This window comes from Agrobacterium sp. SORGH_AS 787, from assembly GCF_030819035.1.
Lineage (GTDB): Bacteria > Pseudomonadota > Alphaproteobacteria > Rhizobiales > Rhizobiaceae > Agrobacterium > Agrobacterium larrymoorei_B.
Genome location: NZ_JAUTBG010000002.1, coordinates 2,129,219 through 2,153,830, shown reverse-complemented (window position 1 = coordinate 2,153,830; position 24,612 = coordinate 2,129,219). Strand labels below are relative to the sequence as shown.

The following is a 24,612-nucleotide window of genomic DNA, read 5'->3' as shown; positions in this document are numbered from 1 at the left end:
TCTTTTTGTTTCTTGGCCAAGGCTTCGATGTCGAACGACCATCCCGGTTTCTGTCGTGATTGTCTGGCTGGCCAGCCGGAGGGATTGAAACGTTGCCGTCAATGCGGCAGCCCCCGCCTCCTCTACCATGATGAACTCTACGATCTCAGCATCGCCCATATCGATTGCGATGCCTTTTACGCCTCGGTGGAAAAGCGCGACAATCCGGACCTGATCGACAAGCCGCTGATTATCGGCGGCGGGAAACGCGGGGTCGTCTCGACGGCATGCTACATAGCCCGCATCCATGGCGTTCGCTCCGCCATGCCGATGTTCAAGGCGCTCGAAGCCTGTCCTGACGCCGTGATCATCAAGCCGAATATGGAGAAGTACAGCCAAGTCGGGCGGCAGGTTCGAGCCATGATGCAGGATCTGACGCCATTGGTGCAGCCGATTTCGATCGATGAGGCCTTCCTTGATCTCTCCGGTACCGAGCGACTGCATCACGATCCGCCAGCGCGTGTGCTTGCACAATTCGCTCGTCGGGTGGAAAAGGAAATCGGGATCACTGTGTCTGTCGGGCTCTCCTATTGCAAGTTTCTGGCAAAGGTCGCATCCGACCTGCAAAAGCCGCGGGGCTTCTCTGTAATCGGCGAAAAGGAGGCTACCGGTTTTCTTGCGACGCGTTCTGTCACCACCATCTGGGGTGTCGGCAAGGCCTTTGCGGCCACGCTGGAGGCCGACGGCATCCGCATGATTTCCCAGTTGCAGGAGATGGAGGAAACGGACCTCATGCGCCGTTATGGCACGATGGGGCAGCGTCTCTATCGGCTCGCACGCGGCATTGATGACCGTGAGGTTCACACCAACGATCCGGCAAAAAGCGTTTCCGCCGAGACGACCTTCTTAAACGACATCTCGCACTATGACGAACTCGTGCCGATCTTGCGCTCCCTTTCCGAGAAGGTCGCCTGGAGGCTGAAGAAGAATGCGACCGCGGGGCAGACCGTCGTGCTGAAGATGAAAAGTGCGGATTTCAAGTCGCGCACCCGCAACAAGCGGCTGGAAGATCCAACGCAACTGGCCGACCGAATTTTCAGGACAGGACTTTCGCTTCTGGAGCGAGAAACGGATGGCACGAAATTCCGCCTGATCGGGATTGGCGTCACCGATCTATGCGATCCAGCCCAGGCCGACCCTCCCGATCTTGTGGACAAGACAGCGGGCAGACGAGCTGCGGCGGAAGCTGCCATGGACAAGCTGAGAGAAAAGTTCGGCAAGGGTACGGTGGAAACCGGCTACACATTCGGCGCGAAAAAATGAGCGAGCACACTGCTTCGTGACCGCATTTAAAAACTTCCTTAAATAGCCAAGCCTATGCTTGGCTCTCTGACTGGCGCGGTTTCAAGCGCCGTAAGTCTCCCTTGCCGGATCTTCGGAGGCGGCATGTTGTGTATCGCGTTGGAGCAAACATGATGTTGCGTAGCTTTGTGGGAGCCTGTCTCCTGTCCACCTCCGTTCTTGTGCAAGCGGCAATCGCCGGTGATGCGCGCAGCCTGCAGGTCGTCGTCTCGAAGAACGACCAGTCGCTGTCCCTTTACGAGGACGGAGAGGTCGTCGCCACATCGAGAGTCTCCACCGGCAAGACCGGTCATGAGACGCCAAGCGGCATCTTCTCGATCTTGGATAAGCGCAAATATCATGAGTCCAACATCTATTCTGCGGCTCCTATGCCGTTCATGCAGCGGCTGACATGGTCTGGCATCGCCCTGCATGAGGGCAATGTCCCGAACTACCCTGCCTCGCATGGCTGCATTCGCCTGCCCTCTAAATTTGCAAAGTCGCTCTACGGCATGACCAGCCGTGGCGTTCACGTCATCATCTCCAGTGCGGATGTCTCTCTGCAACGCATCGACCACCCTACTCTTCTCCAGCCGAAGGCAGCCGATAAAGGCCGCCTGCTTTCCGATGTCGAAATGCGGCCCGCCAGCTTCGATGCATCGCTGAAGCTGGTTGAAGTCGCGATCAATGAGAAGACCAGTTCCGTTCCCGCCAAAGCCACATCCAGGGCAACGGGAGCGCCATTGCGAATTCTGATCACGCGGCGTGGCGAACGGGAAAAAATCATGGACGCACAGCGCCTCCTGACCAGCATCGGATTCGATGCAGGTGTCGCCGATGGCTATGCGGGGCAGATGACCATCAACGCCGTGAACGGCTACAAGCGCTGGAAGGGTCTCAAGACCACCGGCCCCCTCATGACCGACGCGTTCCTGGACGCGCTCTATGCATCGACAGGCGCAGACGCGCCGCCCAATGGCCAGCTTATGGTGCGACAGAATTTCAAACCGCTCTTGGAAGCACCGATCCATATCAAAGACCCGCAGGTGGCGCTCGGTACACACTTCTTCGAAGTCATCGACATCGAAGGCGAGAAAGCGGAATGGAATGGCCTGACACTGGAAAACCACCTCCCAGCTGCGGCACGGAAGCGTCTCGGTATCGATGTGGCGGATGCCCCAGGTGGCTACGATCAGTTGCGTGCGGTGCTTGATCGTATCGACATTCCGGCAGAGGTTCGTGGACGACTTGAGGAGCAGCTCGCCGTCGGAAGTTCGATCACGGTCTCCGATCTGAGCCATGGCTTGGAGACCGGTCAAGGTACCGACTTTGTCACCATCACCCGCGACTGAGACTTCGATCTCTCATATCCATGCATCGCGCTTTTCGAAAACCGGTACCGGCTTCAGCCGGTGGTGCCGGAGCAGCCGCACAAGGAACAAGTGCCGCCGCGGTGACGTTTAGAGGTTCATCAAGTTTGTTTGGGGAGCCTGTCTATGAACGTCAAGTATCTTGGAGCCGCCGTCATTGCACTTGCCTGTGTGTCTGCTGCTGAAGCACCGAAAAACTACAGTGTCTATGGCGGCCCGGCCGTCGAGAGCGACCCCGTCATCCTGAACGTGTTCGATCACGCACTTGCAAGATGCAGCGTCGAGGCCAGTGTGCCACCCCGCGGCACCACCTTCACCAGTTCCTATTACTACAACGCTGCTGTGCGCGCGTGCCTCTCACGCCACGGTTTCATTGACAACGGCGCTTACGCTTATCCGGCTAATAGCCTGTTCTGACTGTAGCCCTCACGGCATTCACGCGGGTATTTAAGGCTTGGCTGAGGGGTCGTGATTTGAGCACCCAATCTATTTTCGGGTGAATCGGACTCTCAAATATCCCTTATGATACCCTCGAACGAACAGAGTCGAGAAGCTTTGCCTACACCAGTTCAACATCGATGACACCAGGAGCGGTCCGAAGGGCCGCTGCGATCTCCGGCGAGATGCGATACTTCTCCGTGAGTTCCACTTCAATCTCACGCTGGCCTTCGTCCTTGATAACGACGAAATAGACCGAGCCATCGCCCTTGGCATTCAGGTGTCGCGCAACTGTTTTCAGAGGACCGGAATCGCGGACATAGACGCGCAGCGCCTTCTGCATTTGAACGGATTTCTCCTCGAGCGACTGGGCTGTCTGGATGCGCAGACCAATGCCTTCAGGCCGCTCTTCCGCTTGGACCGTAATCACCAGTGACTTGCCGACTTCCAGTAAGTCGCGATATTGGCCGAGCCCTTCCGAAAACAGCACAGCCTCATACTGACCCGACGCATCCGAGAAGGTCACGATCCCCATCTTGTTACCGGTGCGGGTTTTGCGCTCCTGCTTGCCGGTGACGGTGCCAGCGAGACGCCCAACGGTCGCTCCCTGTTTCACCGCTGCGGAGAAATCAGCAATGTTCTGAACGCGGAGCTTGTCGAGCACGGCGCGATAGGTATCGAGCGGATGGGCGGTGAGATAGAAGCCCAGCACCTGATATTCTCTCAGCAACTTTTCTGAGGCGAGCCAAGGCTGATAGGTGGGCAACACGAGCTTCTCCGGGCCAGTCGCTGCACCCGAACCGAACATGTCGTGCTGGCCGGTGACGCGGCTTTCCTGCGCACGCTGGGAATATCCGATAATGCGGTCGAGGCCGCCGATCAGCTCGGCGCGGTCCCTGCCGAAGCAATCGAAGGCACCGGCATTGATCAGGCTCTCGAGAACGCGGCGGTTGATCTGCTTCGGATCGATCCGCTGGCAGAAATCCTCAAGGCTTGCGAAAGGTTTATCGCCGCGAACCTCAACGATGTGATCGACCGCGCCTTCGCCGACGCCCTTGAGGGCGGCTAGCGAATAATAGATGCGGTTTTCGCCGGTTTCGAAACGGCGGAAGGATGTCTGAACAGAAGGCGCGACGATCTCGATACCGAGGCGTGCCGCATCCTGGCGGAAGTCGTTGACCTTTTCGGTGTTCGCCATATCGAGCGTCATCGACGCGGCGAGGAATTCCACCGGGTAATGCGCCTTCATATAGGCGGTCTGGTAGGAGACGATGGCATAAGCCGCGGCGTGAGACTTGTTGAAGCCGTAATTGGCGAACTTGGCCAGAAGATCGAAGATCGTGTCGGCCTGCGCCTTGGACACGCTGTTGCGGATCGCGCCTTCCACGAAACGCTCGCGCTGCTTGTCCATTTCCTCTTTGATCTTCTTACCCATGGCGCGGCGCAGAAGATCGGCTTCGCCGAGCGAATAGCCGGAGAGGACCTGGGCGATCTGCATCACCTGTTCCTGATAGACGATAACGCCCTGCGTCTCCTTCAGGAGATGGTCGATCGTCGGATGGATCGACTCGATTTCCTCCTCGCCATGCTTTCTGGCGTTATAGACCGGGATGTTCTCCATCGGACCGGGGCGATACAGCGCCACCAGCGCGATAATGTCCTCGATGCAGTCGGGACGCATGCCGATCAGCGCCTTGCGCATGCCGGCACTTTCCACCTGGAAGACGCCGATGGTTTCGCCACGCGATAGCATCTCGTAGGTCTTTTGATCGTCCAGCGGAATGGCCGCAAGATCGACATGGATTCCGCGCTTGGCAACGAAGTCGACAGCGACCTTCAGCACTGTCAGAGTTTTGAGGCCCAGGAAGTCGAACTTGACCAGACCCGCGCTTTCCACCCACTTCATGTTGAACTGGGTCACCGGCATGTCGGAGCGCGGATCGCGATACATCGGGACCAGCTTCGATAGAGGACGGTCGCCGATGACGATGCCGGCGGCGTGTGTCGAGGCGTGGCGGTAAAGACCTTCGATCTTCTGGGCGATATCCAGGAGCCGCGCGACGACAGGCTCCTTATCCGCCTCTTCCTGAAGACGTGGCTCTTCTTCGATCGCCTTGGAGAGCGGCGTCGGATTGGCCGGATTGTTCGGCACCAGCTTACAGATGCGGTCCACCTGGCCGTAGGGCATTTCCAGCACACGACCGACATCGCGCAAGGCGGCACGTGCCTGGAGCGAACCGAAGGTGATGATCTGTGCCACCTGCTCGCGCCCGTACTTGCGCTGCACATAGCGGATCACCTCTTCGCGGCGATCCTGGCAGAAGTCGATATCGAAGTCCGGCATCGACACGCGTTCGGGATTGAGGAAGCGTTCGAAGAGCAACGAGAAGCGAAGCGGATCGACGTCGGTAATGGTGAGCGCATAGGCGACCAGTGATCCTGCACCCGAACCGCGACCGGGGCCGACCGGAATATCATGCTGCTTTGCCCATTTGATGAAGTCGGCAACAATCAGGAAGTAGCCGGGAAACTTCATGCGCTCGATAACGCTGAGTTCGAAGTCCAGCCGATCGCGGTACTCCTGCTCGGTGTAGCCCGGGGCCATCCCGAGAGCGGCAAGGCGCATATCCAAACCTTCGACCGCCTGGCGGCGAAGCTCCAGCGACTCGGCGCGTTCGGCCTCTTCCGGATCGTCGCTGGCACCGGTAAAGCGCGGGAGGATGGGTCCGCGTTTCTTCAAGACGTAAGAGCAGCGCTGGGCGATCTCGACGGTATTCTCAATCGCTTCGGGGATATCCTTGAAGAGCGCCACCATCTCATCCCGGCTCTTCAGATAATGGTCCGGCGTTAAACGGAAGCGGCTGTCATCCGAAACGATGGCGTTATGGGCCACGGCCATCAAAGCGTCATGCGCCTCATAATCCGCCTTCGAAGGGAAGAAGGCTTCGTTGGTAGCGACCAGCGGAATGTCATGCTCGTAAGCAAGCGCAATCATCCGGCGTTCATGCGCACGGTCGTAATTGCCCTGACGTTGCAATTCGATATAGAGCCGGTCGCCAAAAATGTCTTTCAGCGCAAGAAGCCGACTCTTCGCCTGAGCCGCATGTCCCTCTTTTAGCGCCATATCGACAGGGCCACCAGACGCACCGGTCAATGCGATCAATCCCGCATTGCTGGCCTCTTCCAGCCACGACTTGGCAATATTGACCGCGTGACCACTGCCTTCGCCATCGAGATAGGCGCGGCTGATCAGATCGACGAGGCGCTCATAGCCTTCCGCATCTGCGGCAAGCAGAACGATGGACGGAAGCTTGGAAAGGTTGTTGCCGCCTCGCCTGTCTTCGACGGCATCCTGCATGTCGATGGAAAGCTGGCATCCAATAATCGGCTGCAGTCCCTCGTCCCGCGCCTTCTCCGAAAACTCAAGCGCAACGAAGAGATTGTTGGTGTCGGTGATGGCGATGGCAGGCTGTGCATCGCCGACAGCCTTCGCCATGATCTTTTTGAGAGGAAGCGCCCCTTCGAGAAGGGAATAGGCGGAATGAACACGCAAGTGCACAAAGCCGGGAGATTTCAAGAGCACGCCTGAAAGGTTTCGCTCTTCAATATGATCGCCCATCGTGCTGCATTCCCGTCATTCTGAATCGGGCTGATTTTGATCCCTTCGAGCAGCAAAGTCCACTGGCAAAGGGTGACTGTGCACCGCTATCGCCGGGAGACCGAAGGGCCTAAAGTCACATGGATGTGAGGATCACAGAGAAGCTGGCAACGAAGACAGCGATGGAGGTGAAGGCGGCAAGGTCACGGATGAAATCGGTCATTTGTCTCTCCTTACTTGTTATGTTCCAACTTTGTTCTCATTTTGTTTCCATGTCAACAGCTTTTTTGGGCTGGCCTATTGCCAACGTGACACGACTCAATCCGGTTCCTTAGTTTCGCCCCGCTCTCATCAGCGCATAAACAAAAAACCCGCCTGGCGAGCCAGACGGGGTTGATGAGGTAGCGGTACTCAAGCGCAGTGCGTCCTATTGGACGCACAAAGGACGCTTCGCACTTTTGAATCTTCGCATTATGCTTTCCGAAAATCGAGTTCGATTGTCGGGCCGATGCTGTAGACGATCGATCAGAACTCGACGATCTTGCCTTCGGAAAGCGTCACGCGACGATCCATGCGTGCCGCCAGATCATGATTATGGGTCGCGATCAGGGCTGCGAGGCCAGACTGGCGCACCAGCGCTTCCAAGGCATCGAAAACGTAGGATGCGGTCTCGGGGTCGAGATTGCCGGTGGGTTCATCTGCCAGAAGCAGAAGCGGCGCGTTGGCAACGGCTCTTGCAATTGCTACGCGCTGCTGTTCACCGCCGGACAGTTCCGCCGGACGATGATCGCCTCGGTGGCCGATGCGCATATAATCCAGCAACGCCTTGGCACGCACCTGTGCCTCCTTGGGTGCGAGACCGGCGATCATCTGCGGCATCATGATATTCTCAAGCGCCGAGAACTCCGGAAGCAGATGGTGGAACTGATAAACGAAGCCGATATCGCTGCGACGGATCGAGGTGCGCTCCTCATCGGAGAGCGTGCCGCAGGGCTTGCCATTGACAAAGACCTCGCCCGCATCCGGATGTTCCAGAAGACCGGCCAGATGCAGCAGTGTCGATTTGCCCGTGCCGGAGGGTGCGACCAGTGCGACGATCTCACCGCTTCGCAATTCGAAATTCGCGTCCTTCAGAATGGAGAGGCTCGTTTCGCCCTGACCATAGGTCCGTTCCACGCCGGTAAGCTGTAAAGCCATTTTCTTTGCCATGGTGTGAAGCGGGTCCTATTCGTATCTCAGGGCCTGGACGGGATCGAGCTTCGACGCGCGCCAGGCGGGGAAGATCGTCGCCAAGAAGGACAGGGTCAGCGCCATGACGATGACGGTGATGGTTTCGCTCAGATCCATCTCCGCCGGAAGCTGGCTGAGGAAATAGAGCTGCGGATCAAAGAGAACGGTCCCGGTGATCCAGGAGAAGAACTGGCGGATCGACTCCACATTCAGACAGACGAGAACGCCCAGCGCCACGCCTGCGAATGTACCGACGATACCGATCGCAGCTCCCGTCATGAAGAAGATGCGCATGACGGCGCCAGAGGTGGCACCCATGGTGCGCAGAATAGCGATATCGCTGCCCTTGTCCTTCACCAGCATGATGAGGCCGGAAATGATGTTGAGCGCCGCGACCAGAACGATCAGCGTCAGGATCATGAACATGACGTTGCGCTCGACCTGAAGCGCAGAGAAGAAGGTCTGGTTCCGTTGTCGCCAGTCGGTGATATAGACCTGCCTGCCTGCAGCGGTCTCCACCAGCGGGCGAATGCCATCGACATTGTCCGGATGGCTGACGAAGAGCTCGATGGATTGGACGATGCCCTCGGAATTGAAATAAAGCTGCGCTTCCGAAAGAGGCATGTAGATCATCGACGCATCATATTCCGACATGCCGATCTCGAAGACGCCCGAAATCGGGTAGGACTTCACGCGCGGATTGACCCCCATGGGCGTCACGTCACCCTCCGGTGAAATGAGGGTGATCTGGTCTCCCACCGTCACGCCGAGCTGTGCGGCCAGCCTTGAGCCGACAAGAACGCCCTGCCCCGACATGAAGCCAAGGAGATCGCCAGCTTTGACGTTGGTCGATATTTCCTTGATCTTTTCGAGGTCTTCAGGACGCACGCCCCGGACCAGCGCACCACTGCCCGCGCCATTGCGTCCGGATGCGAGCGTCTGACCCTCCACAAGCGGCAAGGCCATCGTCACGCCGGGAATGGCGCCAAACTTCTTGGCCAACTCGTCGTAATTGTTGAAGGGCTGGTCGATCGGCTGAACGATCATGTGACCGTTGATGCCCAGAATGCGGGAGATCAGTTCCGTACGAAACCCGTTCATCACCGCCATAACGATGATGAGCGTCGCCACACCCAGCATGATGCCGACGAATGAGAAGCCTGCAATGACCGATATGAAGGCTTCCTTGCGGCGCGAACGCAGGTAGCGCCAGGCCACCATACGTTCGAAAGCCGAAAATGGCCGCGCCGCCCCATCCTTCACGGATGCAACCGCACCGTTGTCAGCCTCGGCTTTTGCCATGTCTACTCCTTGTCGGCCTTTCAGCCGAGAACCCTGTTCATTGCGGCTTCGACCGTGACGTTCTCACGTACGCCGGTCTTGCGGTCCTTCACCTCGACTTCACCGGCAGCAATGCTGCGCGGGCCGACGATGATCTGCATAGGCACGCCGATCAGATCAGCGGTTGCGAACTTCTGACCTGCGCGGTCATCCGTATCGTCATAGAGAACATCCTTGCCGGCGTTGGACAGCGAGTAATAGAGCTTCTCGCATGCCGCGTCGCAGGCCGCATCGCCAGCCTTCATGTTGATGATGACGACATCGAAAGGAGCAACCGACGCAGGCCAGATGATTCCGTTCTCGTCATGCGAGGCTTCAATGATGGCGGGAACAAGGCGTGTCGGACCGATGCCATAGGATCCCATGTGGACAGGATGTTCCTTACCGTCCGGTCCCTGCACCTTTGCGCCCATCGGCTCGGAATATTTGGTGCCGAAGTAGAAGATGTGGCCGACTTCGATGCCGCGCGCAGAAAGGCGGTCGCCCTCAGGAATCGCGTTGAAGGCCGCTTCATCATGCATTTCAGACGTCGCGGCATAGTCCGCAGTCCATGTATCGAAAATGCCCTGCAGAGCGGCAACGTCGTCGAAATTGGTGTCGTCGCCCGGAATACCCTGCTCCAGGAAGCTCTTGTGGCAGAAGACCTCCGATTCGCCCGTATCGGCCAGAATGATGAATTCATGGCTGTGATTGCCGCCGATCGGGCCGGTATCGGCACGCATCGGAATGGCGCGAAGGCCAAGGCGAGAGAATGTGCGCAGATAGGCGGCGAACATTTTGTTATAGGAATGGATCGCGGCTTCCTTCGTCAGGTCGAAAGAATAGGCATCCTTCATCAGGAACTCGCGCGAGCGCATCGTGCCGAAGCGCGGACGAACCTCATCGCGGAACTTCAGCTGAATGTGATAGAGGTTCAGCGGCAGGTTTTTGTAGGACTTCACGTAGGAGCGGAAGATGTCGGTGATCATCTCCTCATTCGTCGGGCCGTACAGCATCTGACGGTCCTGGCGGTCCTTGATGCGCAGCATCTCCTTGCCGTAATCGTCATAACGGCCGCTTTCCTGCCAAAGCTCGGCCGATTGCAGCGTCGGCATCAGAAGCTCGATTGCGCCGGAACGGTCCTGCTCTTCGCGGATGATGCGGTTCACCTTGTCCATCACGCGCTTGCCAAGCGGCAGCCAGGAGTAGATGCCCTGGCTCTGCTGACGGATCATACCGGCACGCAGCATGAGGCGGTGAGAGACGATTTCAGCCTCCTTGGGATTTTCCTTCAGGATGGGCAAAAAATATCGGCTGAGACGCATGACGACTTCCTGAGTGCGACGACTCCACATCTACCGGGAATCGCCAGAATTAAAGGATATTTTGCCGGTACATAACCGTTTCTCTAACAGAAGGAAACCCGCAGCATCGGCTCTTCCAAAACCCCATTCACGTCCGCGTGAGAATAGGACATGCGTGACTGATCGGTTTCAGTAGAAATAATTTTGCGATGTGCCTGCGACATAATGTTCATGAGAAAATTTTTTGCTGACTGTAACAAAAATGCAAAAAACGTGGTGACAAAGTGGAATCTTTGGGCTAGTTTTAGCTCACAAAAGAGGCAGGAAGTTTAAATTTCTGCCGTCTTCGCGGTCAGTCTTGGGAGGATGAGATCTTAGGCGCGCTCTGTCGCAGCCCCGGAAACGGAAACGGATCACGCGAAACTGAAAAACAAGGCCTAACCGCCTTGTTTTTTTTTGCCCTGAAATTGGTTTTCTTTCAGTGAGTTGGCCGCTGACGCCTGACCAGATCTTTCCCATTCTATTGCTTAGGCGTGAATCGCGACGCACTGAAATGCAACATTCATGTGACAGAAGATGATGTCTTGCTTCGCTTTACGCGGCCCTTCCGCCAGATGAATTCAGTCGTAAACCGGTATGATACGGGGCAGATCGTCGAGGCTGACACCAAAGTACCAAGTGACCCCGTACCAGATTGCGCAGAGCAATATCGAGATCAGCGTGGTGACAATGAGGATTTTCACCCCGTGGAAACGAGCAGGCGCGCTCGCCACGGTTCCCAGCGCAACATCATCGTCATCCATCTGGGTTCTGAGCCCGATCGGCAGGACAACAAAAAGAACCGTCCACCAGACGATGAAAAAAACGGCAACAACCGATAGCCATTGCATGTGGAACCTCCCCGTATAGAACCGGCATTTCCTGCGTTCTGATAATAAGCGCAAAAGAAGATGGACCAGCCAGCCAGCAAGTCCTAAGCGAACATGCGGTCTTTAGAAAGACGGCTTGCGATCAAATCTCTTCCAACTCAACCAGCGTGCCGCAGAAATCCTTCGGATGGAGGAAGAGCACAGGCTTTCCATGGGCACCGATTTTCGGCTCGCCATCGCCCAGAATGCGTGCCCCGGCGGCTTTCAAACTGTCCCGGGCGGAGATGATGTCCTCTACCTCGTAGCAGATATGATGCATGCCGCCGGACGGGTTCTTGTCCAGAAAAGCCGCGATGGGCGAGTCGCTATCCAATGGCTCGAGCAGTTCGACTTTGCTGTTAGGCAAATTGACGAAAACCACCCTCACCCCGTGGTCTGGCAGAGACTGCACTTGCGAGACCGCAGCGCCTAGTACGTCTCTGTACGTAGCAGTGGCCGCTGCAAGGTCAGGCACAGCAATCGCAATGTGATTGATCCGTCCGAGCATGGTCATCCTCCCAAGTTCCTAGCCGAACTCATGCATGCGTCCCTAAAGCATGTCGCGCAAAAGTGTGCAGCGGTTTTGCGATAACGACATGCGACAACAAGGACCTAAAGCGTATGAGCGAATCTGAAAGATCGCAACACGCTTTAGGACAATGCGCCGATGACGCATGTTCGGTGTCGCGCACCGGTTATGATGCGCAACACCGAATCTATCGTCAAATCTTCGTCACGAACACTGTGACGATTGGCTTTTTGCCCCAGGTCTGGTTGGCGGCGGCACGCACGGCGCGGCGCACCGCTTCACGCAGCAGGTCCAGATCCTTGCGGCGCGCCCGCGGAATACTCTCGATGGCACCGAGAACGGCATCATAGAGCGTGTCCTCCATCGCCTCGCCCTCGTCGTCGAATTCCGGCAGGCCGAAAGGCACGACATCCGGATCTCCGTGGAAATCGTAACGGCTGTCCAGCACGACATTGACGGACACGTGACCGGCAAAGGAGAGCTTGCGGCGATCGCCAATGCCCATTTCTTCGAAATCGCCGACCAGACGTCCATCCTTGAAGACGCGACCATGCGGCGCATCGTCGATGACTTCGGCAGGGCCAGGTGCCAGACGCAGGACGTTGCCGTTGCGAACCTTGGGCACTTGCTTGATACCGGCCTGCTCGGCCAGTTCCTTCTGTGCCACGAGATGGGCCGCCTCGCCGTGCACCGGCACGAGAATTTGCGGCTTGGTCCATTCATACATGCGCAGAAGCTCGTTGCGGCGCGGGTGGCCGGAGACGTGAACCAGGGCTTCATTATCGGTGATGATGTGGATACCCTGTTCGATCAGGCCGTTCTTGATATCGAGAATGGCCTTTTCGTTTCCAGGAATGGCGCGCGAGGAAAAGACCACCGTGTCGCCCTTGGCGAGCGCCACATTGCGCATTTCATCGCGTGACAGTTTTGCAAGTGCGGCACGCGGCTCACCCTGCGAGCCGGTGAGGATGACGACCACCTTGTCACGGGGAATGTAGCCATATTCGTCTTCGGCAAGGAATGGCTTGATGCCTTCCATGATGCCGAGATCCTGCGAGACGTTGACGACACGCTTCAGCGACGAGCCGAGCAGCAGCACTTCGCGACCCGCGCGCTCCGCAGCCTGGGCGATGGAGCGGATACGGCCGACATTGGAGGAGAAGGTGGTGATCGCCACACGCCCTTCGGCATTTTCGATGATCTGGCGCAGCCCCTCGGAAACCTGTTCCTCCGACGGAGAAACACCGTCCCTCACGGCATTGGTGCTGTCGCACAGAAGCGCAAGAACGCCTTCTTCGCCAACTGCGCGGAAGCGTGCCTCATCTGTGAGCGGCCCTAAGGACGGCGCGTCATCAATCTTCCAGTCGCCGGTGTGGACGACATTGCCCAGTGGGGTGCGGATGACAAGCGACATGGGCTCGGGGATCGAGTGGTTGACGCCGATGGCTTCGATCTCGAAAGGGCCGAGATTGATACGATCACCCGCCTTGAACGGCGAAATCGGGATCTCGGCACGCGTGCCTTCGTAATTGCGCTTGGCTTCCAGCATGCCGGCGGTGAAACCGGAGGCATAGACCGGGACGTTAAGGCCAGGCCAAAGATCGTTCAGCGCGCCATAATGGTCCTCATGGGCATGGGTGATGATGATGCCTTTGAGGTTCTGCCGCTGGGCTTCGATGAAGCGGATATCGGGCAGCACCAGATCGACACCAGGAAGATCGAGGCCTGCGAAGGTGACGCCGCAATCCACCATGATCCACTGTCGCTTGGCGGCAGGACCATAACCATAAAGCGCCAAATTCATGCCGATTTCGCCGACGCCGCCAAGCGGCAGGAAGACCAGTTCGTCTTGTTGAGACATGTCATTATCCAATCTGCAACAGGCAATGGTCGCGCGCTTGCGCCACGCTCCACCGTTGCCTTCAACCGCGCCGGACTTGATGAAACGCCGAGATGCCGGGCCGACGCGGACCGGATGGACGCCCTGATTCTACGAGCAGCAGGGATGCTCCAAACTCAAAAGCCGACGTCGCGCAGGTGACCCGCGCAAAAACCTTCAGCCGAAGAAAACGTCACCGGCGGCAATCGCCCGTCTCGCGCCATCATCCTCATCCAGCAACAGAAAACCTTGATCGTCTATACCGGCAAAGCGTCCACCGATGGAGCGATCCGGAAAGTTGACGGTGATATGCTCACCGATACCGCAGGCGGATGCACGCCAGTCCCTCATGACCTCGCTAACGCCCCTGCCCTCATTCCAGACAGAGAGGACTTCGGCTGTCTCACGATAAAGATGAGCAAAGAGCTCGTCCGGTCCGCAGGACGCACCGTGCTCTGACAGCATTGTGACGGGATAGAGCGGATTGTCAGGCTTATGAGCGATGTTGATGCCGATGCCAATAACGATCGCGCGGCGCCCATCGGCAAGTTGCTCCGCTTCCATCAGAATGCCGCAGGTCTTCATTCTGCCGATGAGAATGTCATTGGGCCACTTAATTTCCAGCGGAGCTCCGCCGAAAGGCAGGACAGCGCGAATCGCACGGTGGACGGCAAGCGCAAAAGCGAGCGGCAAAGAACCAATGAGGTCCGCTGGAGCAGGATCGATCAGCAAAAGAGAAGCATAGAGATTGCCGGGCTCGGAGACCCACGGTCTGCCGCGGCGGCCCTTGCCGCCAGTCTGGCGGAGTGCGGTCACCCAGAGATTGCCGCTATCGCCCGAGCGCGCCCGGGCGAGGCATTCGACATTGGTGGAGGATGTCTCCCCCAATGCCTCGTGCCGGAAGTCATCGAGAGACATCCGGCGCTTTTTCATGGCGTGTCCGCTCAAAAGAACGTCTTTGCCGCAGCTGTCACGGCGTTGCCGAGCATGCCACCAAAGAAGATGAAGGCAATGACGAAGAGACCGGAGAGTGCGTAAACGATCCGCAACTCGCCAGCGGCCTTTTCAAAGCCATCCTTGGCCTCATCGAACCACATGACCTTGACGATGCGCAGGTAGTAGTAGGCACCAACAACCGATGCGATCACGCCGATAATGGCCAGCGCATAGAGCTTGGCTTCGATGGCTGCCAGGAAGACATAATACTTGGCGAAGAAGCCTGCGAGCGGCGGGATGCCTGCCAGCGAGAACATCAGAGCGGTCAGCACCAGCGCCATGAAGGGATTGGTAGAGGACAGGCCCGCCAGATCGTCGACATTTTCGACATTACCGACTTCCTTGCGACGCATCGCGAGAATGCAGGCAAAGGTGCCGAGCGTCATGCCCATGTAAACGGCCATGTAAATCAGCACGCCAGCCACACCCGCTTCGTTTCCGGCGGCGAGACCGACAAGGGCATAACCCATGTGACCGATCGAGGAATAGGCCATCAGGCGCTTGATGTTCTTCTGTCCGATTGCGGCAAAGGAGCCGAGCAGCATGGATGCGATCGATATGAAAACGACAATCTGCTGCCAGTCGGTGAAGACAGGCTGGAAGGCATCGACGACGATTCGAACGAAGATCGCCATGGCACCAATTTTCGGTGCTGCTGCAAGGAAGGCGGTGACTGGGGTCGGCGCGCCTTCATAGACGTCCGGCGTCCACATGTGGAACGGAACCGCGGAAATCTTGAACGCCAGACCGGCCAGCACGAAGACCAGACCAAAGACGACGCCAAGCGAACGGGTTTCAGCGGACAGCACGGCCGCGATTTCGTGGAAGCCGGTGTTGCCGGTGAAGCCGTAGACCAGCGACATGCCATAGAGCAGCATGCCGGAAGACAGTGCGCCGAGGACGAAATACTTCAGACCGGCTTCGGTCGAACGCAGACTTTCACGGTTGATCGCGCAGATCACATAGAGCGCCAGCGACTGAAGCTCGAGCGCCATGTAAAGCGAGATCAGATTGTTGGCGGAGATCATCAGCAGAATGCCGAGCGTCGCCAGAACAAGAAGCACCGGATATTCGAAACGACCGATCGGCTCGACGCGGCTGTGGCCAACCGCGAGGATCATGGCGACGATGGAACCGATCAGCGCCAGGATCTTCATGAAGTTGCCGAAGGCGTCGGCGACGTAAACGCCACCGAATGCTTCTCCGCTTGCAGGAGCGAAGATGATCCACAGACCGACGACGACCAAAAGCGCGACGGCAAGACCCGTCACGGTGTTGGTCGACTTGTCGCCGGAGAAGACGCCGATCATGAGCAGCGCCAGCGCACCGACCGCAAGGATCAGCTCGGGCGTCGCGATGCGCAGACTGGCAAAAAGAAGTTCAGCGGTCATATCCAACGGGTCCTGTCGTCAGTTCAGCGAGAGCGCAACATTCTGCGCTGCCTGCAATGCGGCTGTATAATTATTGATAACGAGATCCACCGATGCCGCCGTCGCATCGAAGACCGGTGCCGGGTAGACGCCGAAGAAGATCGTCAGCACAACCAGCGGATAAAGGATGACCTTTTCACGGGTGTTGAGATCGAGCATCGACTTGAGGCTTTCCTTCTCAAGCGCACCGAAGATCACGCGGCGGTAAAGCCACAGCGCGTAAGATGCCGAGAGAATGACGCCCGTTGCGGCGAAGAGTGCCACCCAGGTGTTGGCGCGGAACACGCCAATGATGGTCAGGAATTCGCCGACGAAGCCCGAGGTGCCCGGCAAGCCGACATTCGCCATGGTGAAGACCATGAAGGCGACGGCATATTTCGGCATGTTGTTGACCAGACCACCATAGGCCGCGATCTCGCGGGTATGGAGGCGGTCGTAAACGACGCCAACGCAAAGGAAGAGCGCGCTGGACACGATGCCATGCGACAACATCTGGAAGATCGCGCCCTGCAGACCCTGCACGTTGGCCGCAAAGATACCCATCGTCACGTAACCCATATGGGCAACGGAGGAGTAAGCAATCAGCTTCTTGATGTCTTCCTGCATCATCGCCACCAGCGAGGTGTAGATGATGGCAAGCACCGACAGCGTGAAGACGAAGGGAGCGAAATGCTCGGACGCCAGGGGGAACATCGACAGCGAGAAGCGGATAAAACCATATCCACCGAGCTTCAGCATGACGCCGGCCAGGATGACCGACCCCGCGGTCGGTGCCTGAACGTGCGCATCCGGAAGCCAGGTATGAACCGGCCACATCGGCATCTTTACGGCAAAGGCCGCGAAGCAGGCCAGCCAGAGCCAAGTCTGCATGCCAGCCGGGAAGCCGTGCTTCAAAAGCTCCGTCATATCCGTCGTGCCAGCCTGCCAGTACATCGCCATGATGGCGAGCATCGTCAGAACCGAGCCGAGAAGCGTGTAGAGGAAGAACTTGTAGGATGCGTAGACGCGATCCTTGCCGCCCCAGACGCCGATGATGATGAACATCGGGATCAGCGTCGCTTCGAAGAAGACGTAGAAGAGGACGGTGTCAAGCGCGACGAACACGCCGATCATGACGACTTCCAGAAGAAGGAAGGCGATCATGTATTCCTTCAGACGCTTCTGGACGGAATCCCAGCTTGCGAGAACGCAGAAGGGCATGAGGAACGTCGTCAGGATGACGAAGAGCATGGAGATGCCATCGACGCCCATATGATAGGCGGCGATGTTGCCGAACCAGTTGTGCTTCTCGATCATCTGGAAGCCCGGGTTCGAATTGTCGAAGCCGATCCAGATGAAAAGCGAGACGATGAAGGTGAATACCGTCGTCAGAAGAGAGACATTGAGAATGTTGCGGCGCCCGAAGGGGCCGTTCTCATTCGTCAAAAGCAGGAGCACCACGCCGACGAGCGGCAGGAAGGTGACCGTTGAAAGAATGGGCCAATCGGTCATCAGAGGGCACTCCCAAGCATCATCCAGGTGACTAGTGCTGCGATGCCGATCAGCATCGCGAAAGCATAGTGATAAAGGTAACCGGACTGCAGACGGACGACACGGTTGGTCACATCAACCACGCGCGCTGCAATACCGTTGGGGCCATAGGCGTCGATGACAGCCACGTCGCCTTTCTTCCACAGGAAGCGACCGAGCGCCTTCGCGGAACGAACGAAGAGGAAGTCGTAGAGTTCATCGAAGTACCACTTGTTCAAGAGGAACTGGTAGAGGCTGCGATGGGTCGCTGCCAGGCGCTTCGGCGTTTCCGGCGACTTGATGTAGAAGTACCAGGCGGTGACGAAACCCAGAACCATGGCAATGAAGGGGCTCCACTTTACCCAAAGCGGCACATGGTGGAACTCTTCGAGGATTTCGTTGGAGGGAAGCGTAAAGAGAGCGCCCTTCCAGAATTCCGCATATTCATGGCCGAAGAAGTAGCCTTCGAACACGACACCGGCAAAGATCGCACCGATCGACAGAACGAAGAGCGGGATCAGCATCACCATCGGCGATTCATGAACGTGGTGCATGACATCGGCGGAAGCGCGCGGCTTGCCGAAGAAGGTCATGAAGGCCAGACGCCATGAATAGAAGCTGGTGAAGAGCGCTGCGACGACCAGCATGGTGAAAGCAAACCCTGCAAGCGGGCTGTGCGAGGCATAGGATGACTCGATGATCACATCCTTGGAGAAGAAGCCGGCAAAACCAAACATGGTGCCTGGAATACCCACACCCGTCAGCGCCAGATTGCCGATCGTCATCGTCCAGAAAGTGATCGGGATATGCTTGCGCAGACCACCCATGTGACGCATGTCCTGCTCACCATCCACTGCGTGGATAACGGAGCCTGCGGCAAGGAACAGCAGGGCCTTGAAGAAGGCGTGCGTGAAGAGGTGGAATACAGCCGCGCCATAAGCACCGACGCCGAGCGCTGCGAACATGTAACCGAGCTGCGAGCAGGTCGAATAGGCGATAACGCGCTTGATGTCGTTCTGGACCAGACCGACGGTCGCCGCAAAGAAGGCGGTGATGGAACCGATCAGCGTGACGAACATCAAAGCGTTCGGCGACAGTTCGAAGATCGGCGACATGCGCGCGACCAGGAACACGCCAGCCGTCACCATGGTCGCGGCATGGATCAGCGCCGAAACGGGCGTTGGACCTTCCATGGCGTCCGGCAGCCAGGTGTGCAGCAGGAACTGAGCAGACTTACCCATCGAACCCATGAACAGCAGCAGGCAGACCGCCGTCACCGCATGGGCCTTATCAAGCTGCATGCCGAAGAGGTTGATGACCGTCTCGGTAGAAGCAGCGCCATCTGCAGGCAGGTAGGAACCAGCGGCTGCGAAGATCGTTTCGAAATTGATCGAGCCGAACAGCACGAAAAGACCGGCGATGCCAAGGATGAAGCCGAAGTCGCCGACGCGGTTGACAATGAAGGCCTTCATGGCGGCCGCCGATGCGGAGGGCTTCTTGAACCAGAAGCCGATCAGCAGGTAGGATGCCAGACCAACGCCTTCCCAGCCGAAGAACATCTGCAGCAGGTTGTCGGAGGTCACCAGCATCAGCATGGCGAAGGTGAAGAGCGAGAGATAGGCGAAGAAGCGCGGACGATGCGGATCGTGATGCATGTACCCGATGGAGTACATATGCACGAGACAGGACACCGTGTTGACCACGACGAACATGACGGCCGTCAGCGTATCAATGCGGAACGCCCATTCGACGTCGATGCCGCCGGACTGGATCCAGCGCAGCACCGGCACCTTGATGACCTCACCGGCCTCATGGGTCAGAAGCGCGACATCGAAGAACACGATCCACGAGAGGATCGCCACGACGGCCATCAGGCCGGTGGTGACAAATTCCGAGGCCTTGGCACCGATAGATCGGCCAAAGAGACCAGCGATCAGGAAGCCGATCAGTGGAAGAAAGACGATAGCCTTATAGATCATAGCCTTATCAGCCCTTCATCATATTGACGTCTTCCACGGCGATCGATCCGCGGTTGCGGTAGAAGACTACGAGTATTGCAAGACCGATGGCCGCTTCAGCAGCAGCAACCGTCAGAATGAACAGGGCGAAGACCTGACCAACCATGTCGTTCAGCACCCAGGAGAAGGCCACGAGGTTGAGGTTCACCGCCAGAAGGATGAGTTCGATCGACATGAGGATGACGATGACGTTCTTGCGGTTGAGGAAGATACCGAAGATGCCGATCGTGAAGAGGATCGCGCTGACCGTCAGGTAATGGGAAAGACCGATTTCCATATTCTATGTTCCTTGGATCCGTTCGCGCCTCAGAGGCCCTGACCCGGCTTGACCTTGACCGTCGTAACGGCGGTCTTCGGATCGCGGGCGACCTGGGTTGAAATGTCCTGACGCTTGATATCCGTGCGGTGACGCAGCGTCAGCACGATAGCGCCGATCATGGCCACCAGCAGCACGAGACCTGCCAGCTGGAAGAAGTAGACGTAGTTCGTATAAAGCACGTCACCCAAAGCTGCGGTGTTGGTGCGCTCAAGCGGATTGGGGATCGGCATGGTGATCGACTTTGCCGCCTGTGGGTTCAGGACGCTGCCGCCGACAACGATGATCAGCTCTGCCGCCAGGATCACACCGATCAAGGCACCGATCGGCGCATATTGCAGCACGCCGGAACGCAGCTCAGCAAAATCGACGTCCAGCATCATGACGACGAAGAGGAACAACACCGCCACAGCACCGACATAAACGACCAGCAAGATCATGCCGAGGAACTCAGCGCCCGTCAGAAGGAAGAGCGCCGCCGCGTTGAAGAAGGTCAGGATCAGGAACAGGACCGAGTGAACGGGGTTCTTGGATGCAATGACCAGAAACGCAGACGCCACGGCGACGAAAGCGAATATGTAGAAGAATACAGCGTGCAGACCCATGTTGGTGCCTTTTTGTCCTCACCGGACAAAAGCGGCCTTTAGACCGCCCTGCCCGTTTCATTCCCGTCAGCGATCGCCGACGAGCATTTCATCTTTTGCCATCCCCGGAGAGAAGCTCCGAAGACATGGAGTGAGCCTTAACGATAAGGCGCATCCAGAGCGAGGTTCCGCGCGATTTCACGCTCCCAGCGATCGCCATTGTCGAGAAGCTTCTGCTTGTCGAAATAGAGCTCTTCGCGGGTTTCCGTCGCAAACTCGAAATTCGGACCTTCGACAATCGCATCCACCGGGCAGGCTTCCTGGCAGAAGCCGCAATAGATGCACTTCACCATGTCGATGTCGTAACGAACCGTCCGGCGTGTCCCATCGTTGCGGCGCGGGCCGGCTTCAATGGTGATCGCCTGAGCGGGACAGATCGCTTCGCACAGCTTGCAGGCGATGCAGCGTTCTTCACCATTCGGATAGCGACGCAGAGCGTGCTCGCCACGGAAGCGCGGGCTGACCGGACCCTTTTCAAAGGGATAATTGACCGTTGCCTTCTGTTTGAAGAAGTGGCGCATCGTCAAAAAGATCGCGCCAACGAATTCCTTGAGGAACAGCGAATTGACGGCTTGGGAAAGACTGGCCATCTCAACCTCCAAATCTGCAAGCGAGGAGTTCGGACATTATTATGCCCCTGCCGTCAGCTTGAGTACGAATGCAACAATCACGACCATGGCAAGCGACAGCGGAAGGAAGACCTTCCAGCCAAGACGCATCAGCTGGTCATAGCGGTAACGCGGGACGAATGCCTTCACCAGACCGAACATGAAGAACACCATGACGCCCTTCAGTGCGAACCAGACAATGCCCGGCACCCAGTTCAGGAACCACACATCGACTATCGGCAGCCAGCCGCCAAGGAAGAGAATGGTCGTCAGGCAGCACATCAGAACGATGGCGGCATATTCGCCCAGCATGAACATCATGTACGGAGTGGAGCCATACTCCACCATGTGACCGGCCACAAGTTCCGATTCCGCTTCCGGCAAATCGAAGGGTGGACGGTTTGTTTCCGCCAGCGACGAAATGAAGAAGACGATGAACATCGGGAAGAGCGGCAACCAATGCCAGTCCAGGAACGAGGCCGGCAGACCAAGCGATGTACCGATACCGGAATGCTGGGCATTGACGATATCCGTCAGGTTCAGAGAGCCGACGCAAAGCAGAACGGTGACGATGACGAGACCGATCGAGACTTCGTAGGAGACCATCTGCGCTGCGGAACGAAGCGCACCGAGGAACGGATACTTCGAGTTGGACGCCCAGCCACCCATGATGATGCCATACACTTCAAGCGAGGAAATCGCGAAGATGTAGAGAATGCCGACATTGATATTGGCAACCACCCAGCCCTGATTGAACGGGATGACCGCATAGGTGGCAAGAGCCAGCGTCACCGCAACAAGCGGCGCAAGCAGGAAGACACCCTTGTTGGCGCCGGACGGAATGACCGGCTCCTTGAGGATGAACTTCAAAAGATCGGCGAAGGACTGGAAGAGACCGAAAGGACCGACGACGTTCGGGCCACGGCGCAGCTGCACGGCAGCCCAGATCTTGCGGTCAGCCAGAAGCAGGAACGCGATCGCGACCAGAAGTATAACGAGAAGCAGCAGAGACTGGCCGACAATAATCAGCGCTGGCCAGACATAGCTCCAGAAAAACGAGTCCATAATCCCCTACCCTTACTCTGCCGCAGCCTTGAAGTTGTTGCGGGCCAATGCGGAGCATTCGGCCATCACGGCGGACGCTCTCGCAATCGGGTTCGTCAAATAGAAATCCTTAACCGGCGTCGCGAAAGCCGCCTTGTTAAGAGTGCCGGTCTTGCCGGACAGTGCCGTCAGGTCGTGGACGTTGCCCGCAGCAATCTCATCGGTATCGGCAAAATGCGGATGGGCGATGTAGAGCTGTGCGCGCAAACCAGACAGACTGTCGAATGGCAGCTTCTTGCCGAGAACATCGGACAGCGCGCGCAGGATCGCCCAGTCTTCACGCGCTTCGCCAGGAGCAAAGCCCGCGCGGTTGCCGAGCTGAACGCGGCCCTCGGTGTTGACCCATATACCGGACTTTTCGGTATAGGCAGCACCCGGCAAAATAACGTCGGCATTCATCGCGCCATTGTCGCCATGTGATCCGATATAGACGGTAAGCTTTGCCGCCTTGGCCGAAAGATCGATCTCATCCGCGCCGAGCAGAAACAGCACGTCGGAAGAGGCAACGATGGAAGCGGCGTTTGCGGACTTGTCCGCCGGAACGAAGCCAAGATCGAGACCGCCCACGCGCGATGCTGCCGTGTGCAGAACAGAGAAGCCGTTCCAGGCTTCGGAGACCGCACCGATGTTTCCGGCAAGCTTTGCCGCATCGGCCAGAATTGCTGCGCCGTCTTCGCGCGTCAGAGCGCCTTGGCCGACGATGATCATCGGGTTCTTGGCCAATTTCAGCTTCTCGATGAAGCTTCCCGATCCGTTGACCAGATCGGTCAGCGTATCGGTGCCAGCACCGAGATATTCGTATTCGTAACGCATTTCGCCTGCTTCGCCGATCACGCCGATCGGGAAGCCACCACGGCGCCAGCGCTTGCGGATGCGAGCGTTGAGAACCGCCGCTTCAAAGCGGGGGTTGGAGCCGATGATCAGCAGCGCATCAGCCTTTTCGATGCCCTGGATCGTCGTATTGAAGATGTAGCTTGCGCGTCCATGCGAGGGATGAAGCGCTGTGCCATCCTGACGGCAATCGACATTGGTCGAACCGAGCGACGCGAGAAGCGACTTCAGCGCAAACATTTCTTCGACAGACGCGAGATCGCCGGCGATGGCACCGATTTTCTCGCCAGAGGTCGCCGAAACTGCAGCCTTGATCGCACCGAAGGCTTCGCCCCAGGTGGCAGGCTGCAGACGTCCATCCTTGCGGACATAAGGACGATCGAGACGCTGTGTCTTCAAGCCGTCCCAGATGAAGCGGCTCTTGTCGGAAATCCACTCTTCGTTGATGGCTTCGTTGACGCGTGGCATGATGCGCATGACTTCGCGGCCACGCGTGTCCACACGGATTGCCGAACCCAGAGCATCCATCACATCGATGGTTTCGGTCTTCCCGAGTTCCCACGGACGGGCGGTGAAGGCGAAGGGCTTGGACGTGAGGGCACCAACCGGGCAGAGATCAACGACGTTGCCCTGCAGCTCGGAGGTCATAGCCTGCTCGAGATAGGTGGTGATCTCGGCATCCTCGCCGCGACCGATCAGGCCGAGTTCGGAAATGCCGGCAACTTCAGTGGTGAAACGAACGCAGCGCGTGCAGTGAATGCAGCGGTTCATCACCGTCTTGACGAGCGGGCCGATATATTTGTCTTCAACCGCACGCTTGTTTTCGGAGTAGCGCGAACCGGCGATACCGAAGGCCATCGCCTGGTCCTGCAGATCGCATTCGCCGCCCTGGTCGCAGATCGGGCAATCCAGCGGGTGGTTGATGAGGAGAAACTCCATCACGCCTTCGCGGGCCTTCTTGACCATCGGCGTGTTGGTGAACACTTCCGGCAGTTCGCCATTCGGGCCGCCGCGAATATCGCGCACACCCATGGCGCAGGAGGCTGCGGGCTTCGGCGGTCCGCCCTTCACCTCGATCAGACACATGCGGCAGTTACCGGCTACCGACAAACGCTCGTGAAAACAAAAGCGCGGAACTTCGGCGCCAGCCTCCTCACACGCCTGAAGAAGCGTGAAATGATCCGGAACCTCGATCTCTTTACCGTCAACCTTGAGCTTTGTCATGGTTCTACTTACGTCCTGTTGCCTGTCCGTCCCGCC

General features: G+C 57.7%; 19 protein-coding genes. 3 read left to right on the top strand and 16 right to left on the bottom strand.

The window, feature by feature from the left end; translation table 11 throughout:
• Nucleotides 1–27: 27 nt before the first annotated feature.
• The 3 genes from QE435_RS19685 (at nt 28) to QE435_RS19675 (ending at nt 3,107) form a co-directional block, all read left to right on the top strand.
• On the top strand, nt 28–1,302 hold the full coding sequence (locus tag QE435_RS19685) for a DNA polymerase IV (RefSeq protein WP_349042401.1): 1,275 nt from the start codon (nt 28–30) through the stop codon (nt 1,300–1,302).
• 152 nt (nt 1,303–1,454) lie between these two features.
• The gene (locus tag QE435_RS19680; RefSeq protein WP_349042915.1) at nt 1,455–2,672 is read left to right on the top strand and encodes a L,D-transpeptidase family protein; all 1,218 of its coding nucleotides are present in this window, start codon (nt 1,455–1,457) and stop codon (nt 2,670–2,672) included.
• Between the two features lie 144 nt (nt 2,673–2,816).
• Entirely contained in the window at nt 2,817–3,107 is a 291-nt protein-coding gene (locus QE435_RS19675) for a hypothetical protein (protein WP_309770898.1), read from the top strand.
• Between the two features lie 142 nt (nt 3,108–3,249).
• Here QE435_RS19675 and dnaE read toward each other — a convergent pair whose 3' ends face one another.
• From dnaE to nuoG, 16 genes are all read right to left on the bottom strand, one after another.
• A complete protein-coding gene (gene dnaE / locus QE435_RS19670) occupies nt 3,250–6,747 on the bottom strand; it encodes a DNA polymerase III subunit alpha (RefSeq protein WP_349042400.1) in 3,498 nt (1,165 codons plus the stop codon).
• Nucleotides 6,748–7,251: 504 nt separating this feature from the next.
• A complete protein-coding gene (locus QE435_RS19665; RefSeq protein ID WP_306932229.1) occupies nt 7,252–7,935 on the bottom strand; it encodes an ABC transporter ATP-binding protein in 684 nt (227 codons plus the stop codon).
• 15 nt (nt 7,936–7,950) lie between these two features.
• Nucleotides 7,951–9,258 carry a lipoprotein-releasing ABC transporter permease subunit gene (locus QE435_RS19660; RefSeq protein ID WP_349042399.1) on the bottom strand — a complete coding sequence of 436 codons (1,308 nt, stop codon included), beginning with the start codon at nt 9,256–9,258 and terminating at the stop codon, nt 7,951–7,953.
• Between the two features lie 20 nt (nt 9,259–9,278).
• Nucleotides 9,279–10,601, bottom strand: a complete 1,323-nt coding sequence (proS, locus tag QE435_RS19655; protein WP_349042398.1) for a proline--tRNA ligase — start codon at nt 10,599–10,601, stop codon at nt 9,279–9,281.
• Nucleotides 10,602–11,200: 599 nt separating this feature from the next.
• A complete protein-coding gene (locus QE435_RS19650; RefSeq protein ID WP_349042397.1) occupies nt 11,201–11,470 on the bottom strand; it encodes a DUF1467 family protein in 270 nt (89 codons plus the stop codon).
• Between the two features lie 121 nt (nt 11,471–11,591).
• Entirely contained in the window at nt 11,592–11,996 is a 405-nt protein-coding gene (gene mce / locus QE435_RS19645) for a methylmalonyl-CoA epimerase (RefSeq protein ID WP_349042914.1), read from the bottom strand.
• 214 nt (nt 11,997–12,210) lie between these two features.
• Complete coding sequence (locus QE435_RS19640; RefSeq protein ID WP_062425529.1) at nt 12,211–13,878, bottom strand: ribonuclease J; 1,668 nt, start codon at nt 13,876–13,878, stop codon at nt 12,211–12,213.
• A 195-nt stretch (nt 13,879–14,073) separates the two neighbouring features.
• The gene (locus QE435_RS19635; protein ID WP_349042913.1) at nt 14,074–14,814 is read right to left on the bottom strand and encodes a biotin--[acetyl-CoA-carboxylase] ligase; all 741 of its coding nucleotides are present in this window, start codon (nt 14,812–14,814) and stop codon (nt 14,074–14,076) included.
• 26 nt (nt 14,815–14,840) lie between these two features.
• The gene (gene nuoN / locus QE435_RS19630; protein ID WP_349042396.1) at nt 14,841–16,283 is read right to left on the bottom strand and encodes an NADH-quinone oxidoreductase subunit NuoN; all 1,443 of its coding nucleotides are present in this window, start codon (nt 16,281–16,283) and stop codon (nt 14,841–14,843) included.
• A gap of 18 nt (nt 16,284–16,301) precedes the next feature.
• A complete protein-coding gene (locus QE435_RS19625) occupies nt 16,302–17,813 on the bottom strand; it encodes an NADH-quinone oxidoreductase subunit M (protein ID WP_306932217.1) in 1,512 nt (503 codons plus the stop codon).
• The gene (nuoL, locus tag QE435_RS19620; RefSeq protein ID WP_349042395.1) at nt 17,813–19,810 is read right to left on the bottom strand and encodes an NADH-quinone oxidoreductase subunit L; all 1,998 of its coding nucleotides are present in this window, start codon (nt 19,808–19,810) and stop codon (nt 17,813–17,815) included. The genes QE435_RS19625 and nuoL overlap by 1 nt, the downstream gene beginning before the upstream one ends.
• Before the next feature lie 7 nt (nt 19,811–19,817).
• Complete coding sequence (nuoK, locus tag QE435_RS19615; RefSeq protein WP_062425532.1) at nt 19,818–20,126, bottom strand: NADH-quinone oxidoreductase subunit NuoK; 309 nt, start codon at nt 20,124–20,126, stop codon at nt 19,818–19,820.
• Nucleotides 20,127–20,155: 29 nt separating this feature from the next.
• Entirely contained in the window at nt 20,156–20,770 is a 615-nt protein-coding gene (locus tag QE435_RS19610) for an NADH-quinone oxidoreductase subunit J (protein WP_306932212.1), read from the bottom strand.
• A gap of 137 nt (nt 20,771–20,907) precedes the next feature.
• Nucleotides 20,908–21,399: an NADH-quinone oxidoreductase subunit NuoI gene (gene nuoI / locus QE435_RS19605; RefSeq protein ID WP_003502385.1), complete on the bottom strand. Its 492-nt coding sequence runs from the start codon at nt 21,397–21,399 to the stop codon at nt 20,908–20,910.
• A 39-nt stretch (nt 21,400–21,438) separates the two neighbouring features.
• Nucleotides 21,439–22,482 (bottom strand): NADH-quinone oxidoreductase subunit NuoH, encoded by a 1,044-nt coding sequence (gene nuoH / locus QE435_RS19600; protein ID WP_306932192.1) that lies wholly within the window; start codon nt 22,480–22,482, stop codon nt 21,439–21,441.
• A 12-nt stretch (nt 22,483–22,494) separates the two neighbouring features.
• A complete protein-coding gene (gene nuoG / locus QE435_RS19595; RefSeq protein WP_306932191.1) occupies nt 22,495–24,576 on the bottom strand; it encodes an NADH-quinone oxidoreductase subunit NuoG in 2,082 nt (693 codons plus the stop codon).
• Between the last annotated feature and the right edge of the window lie 36 nt (nt 24,577–24,612).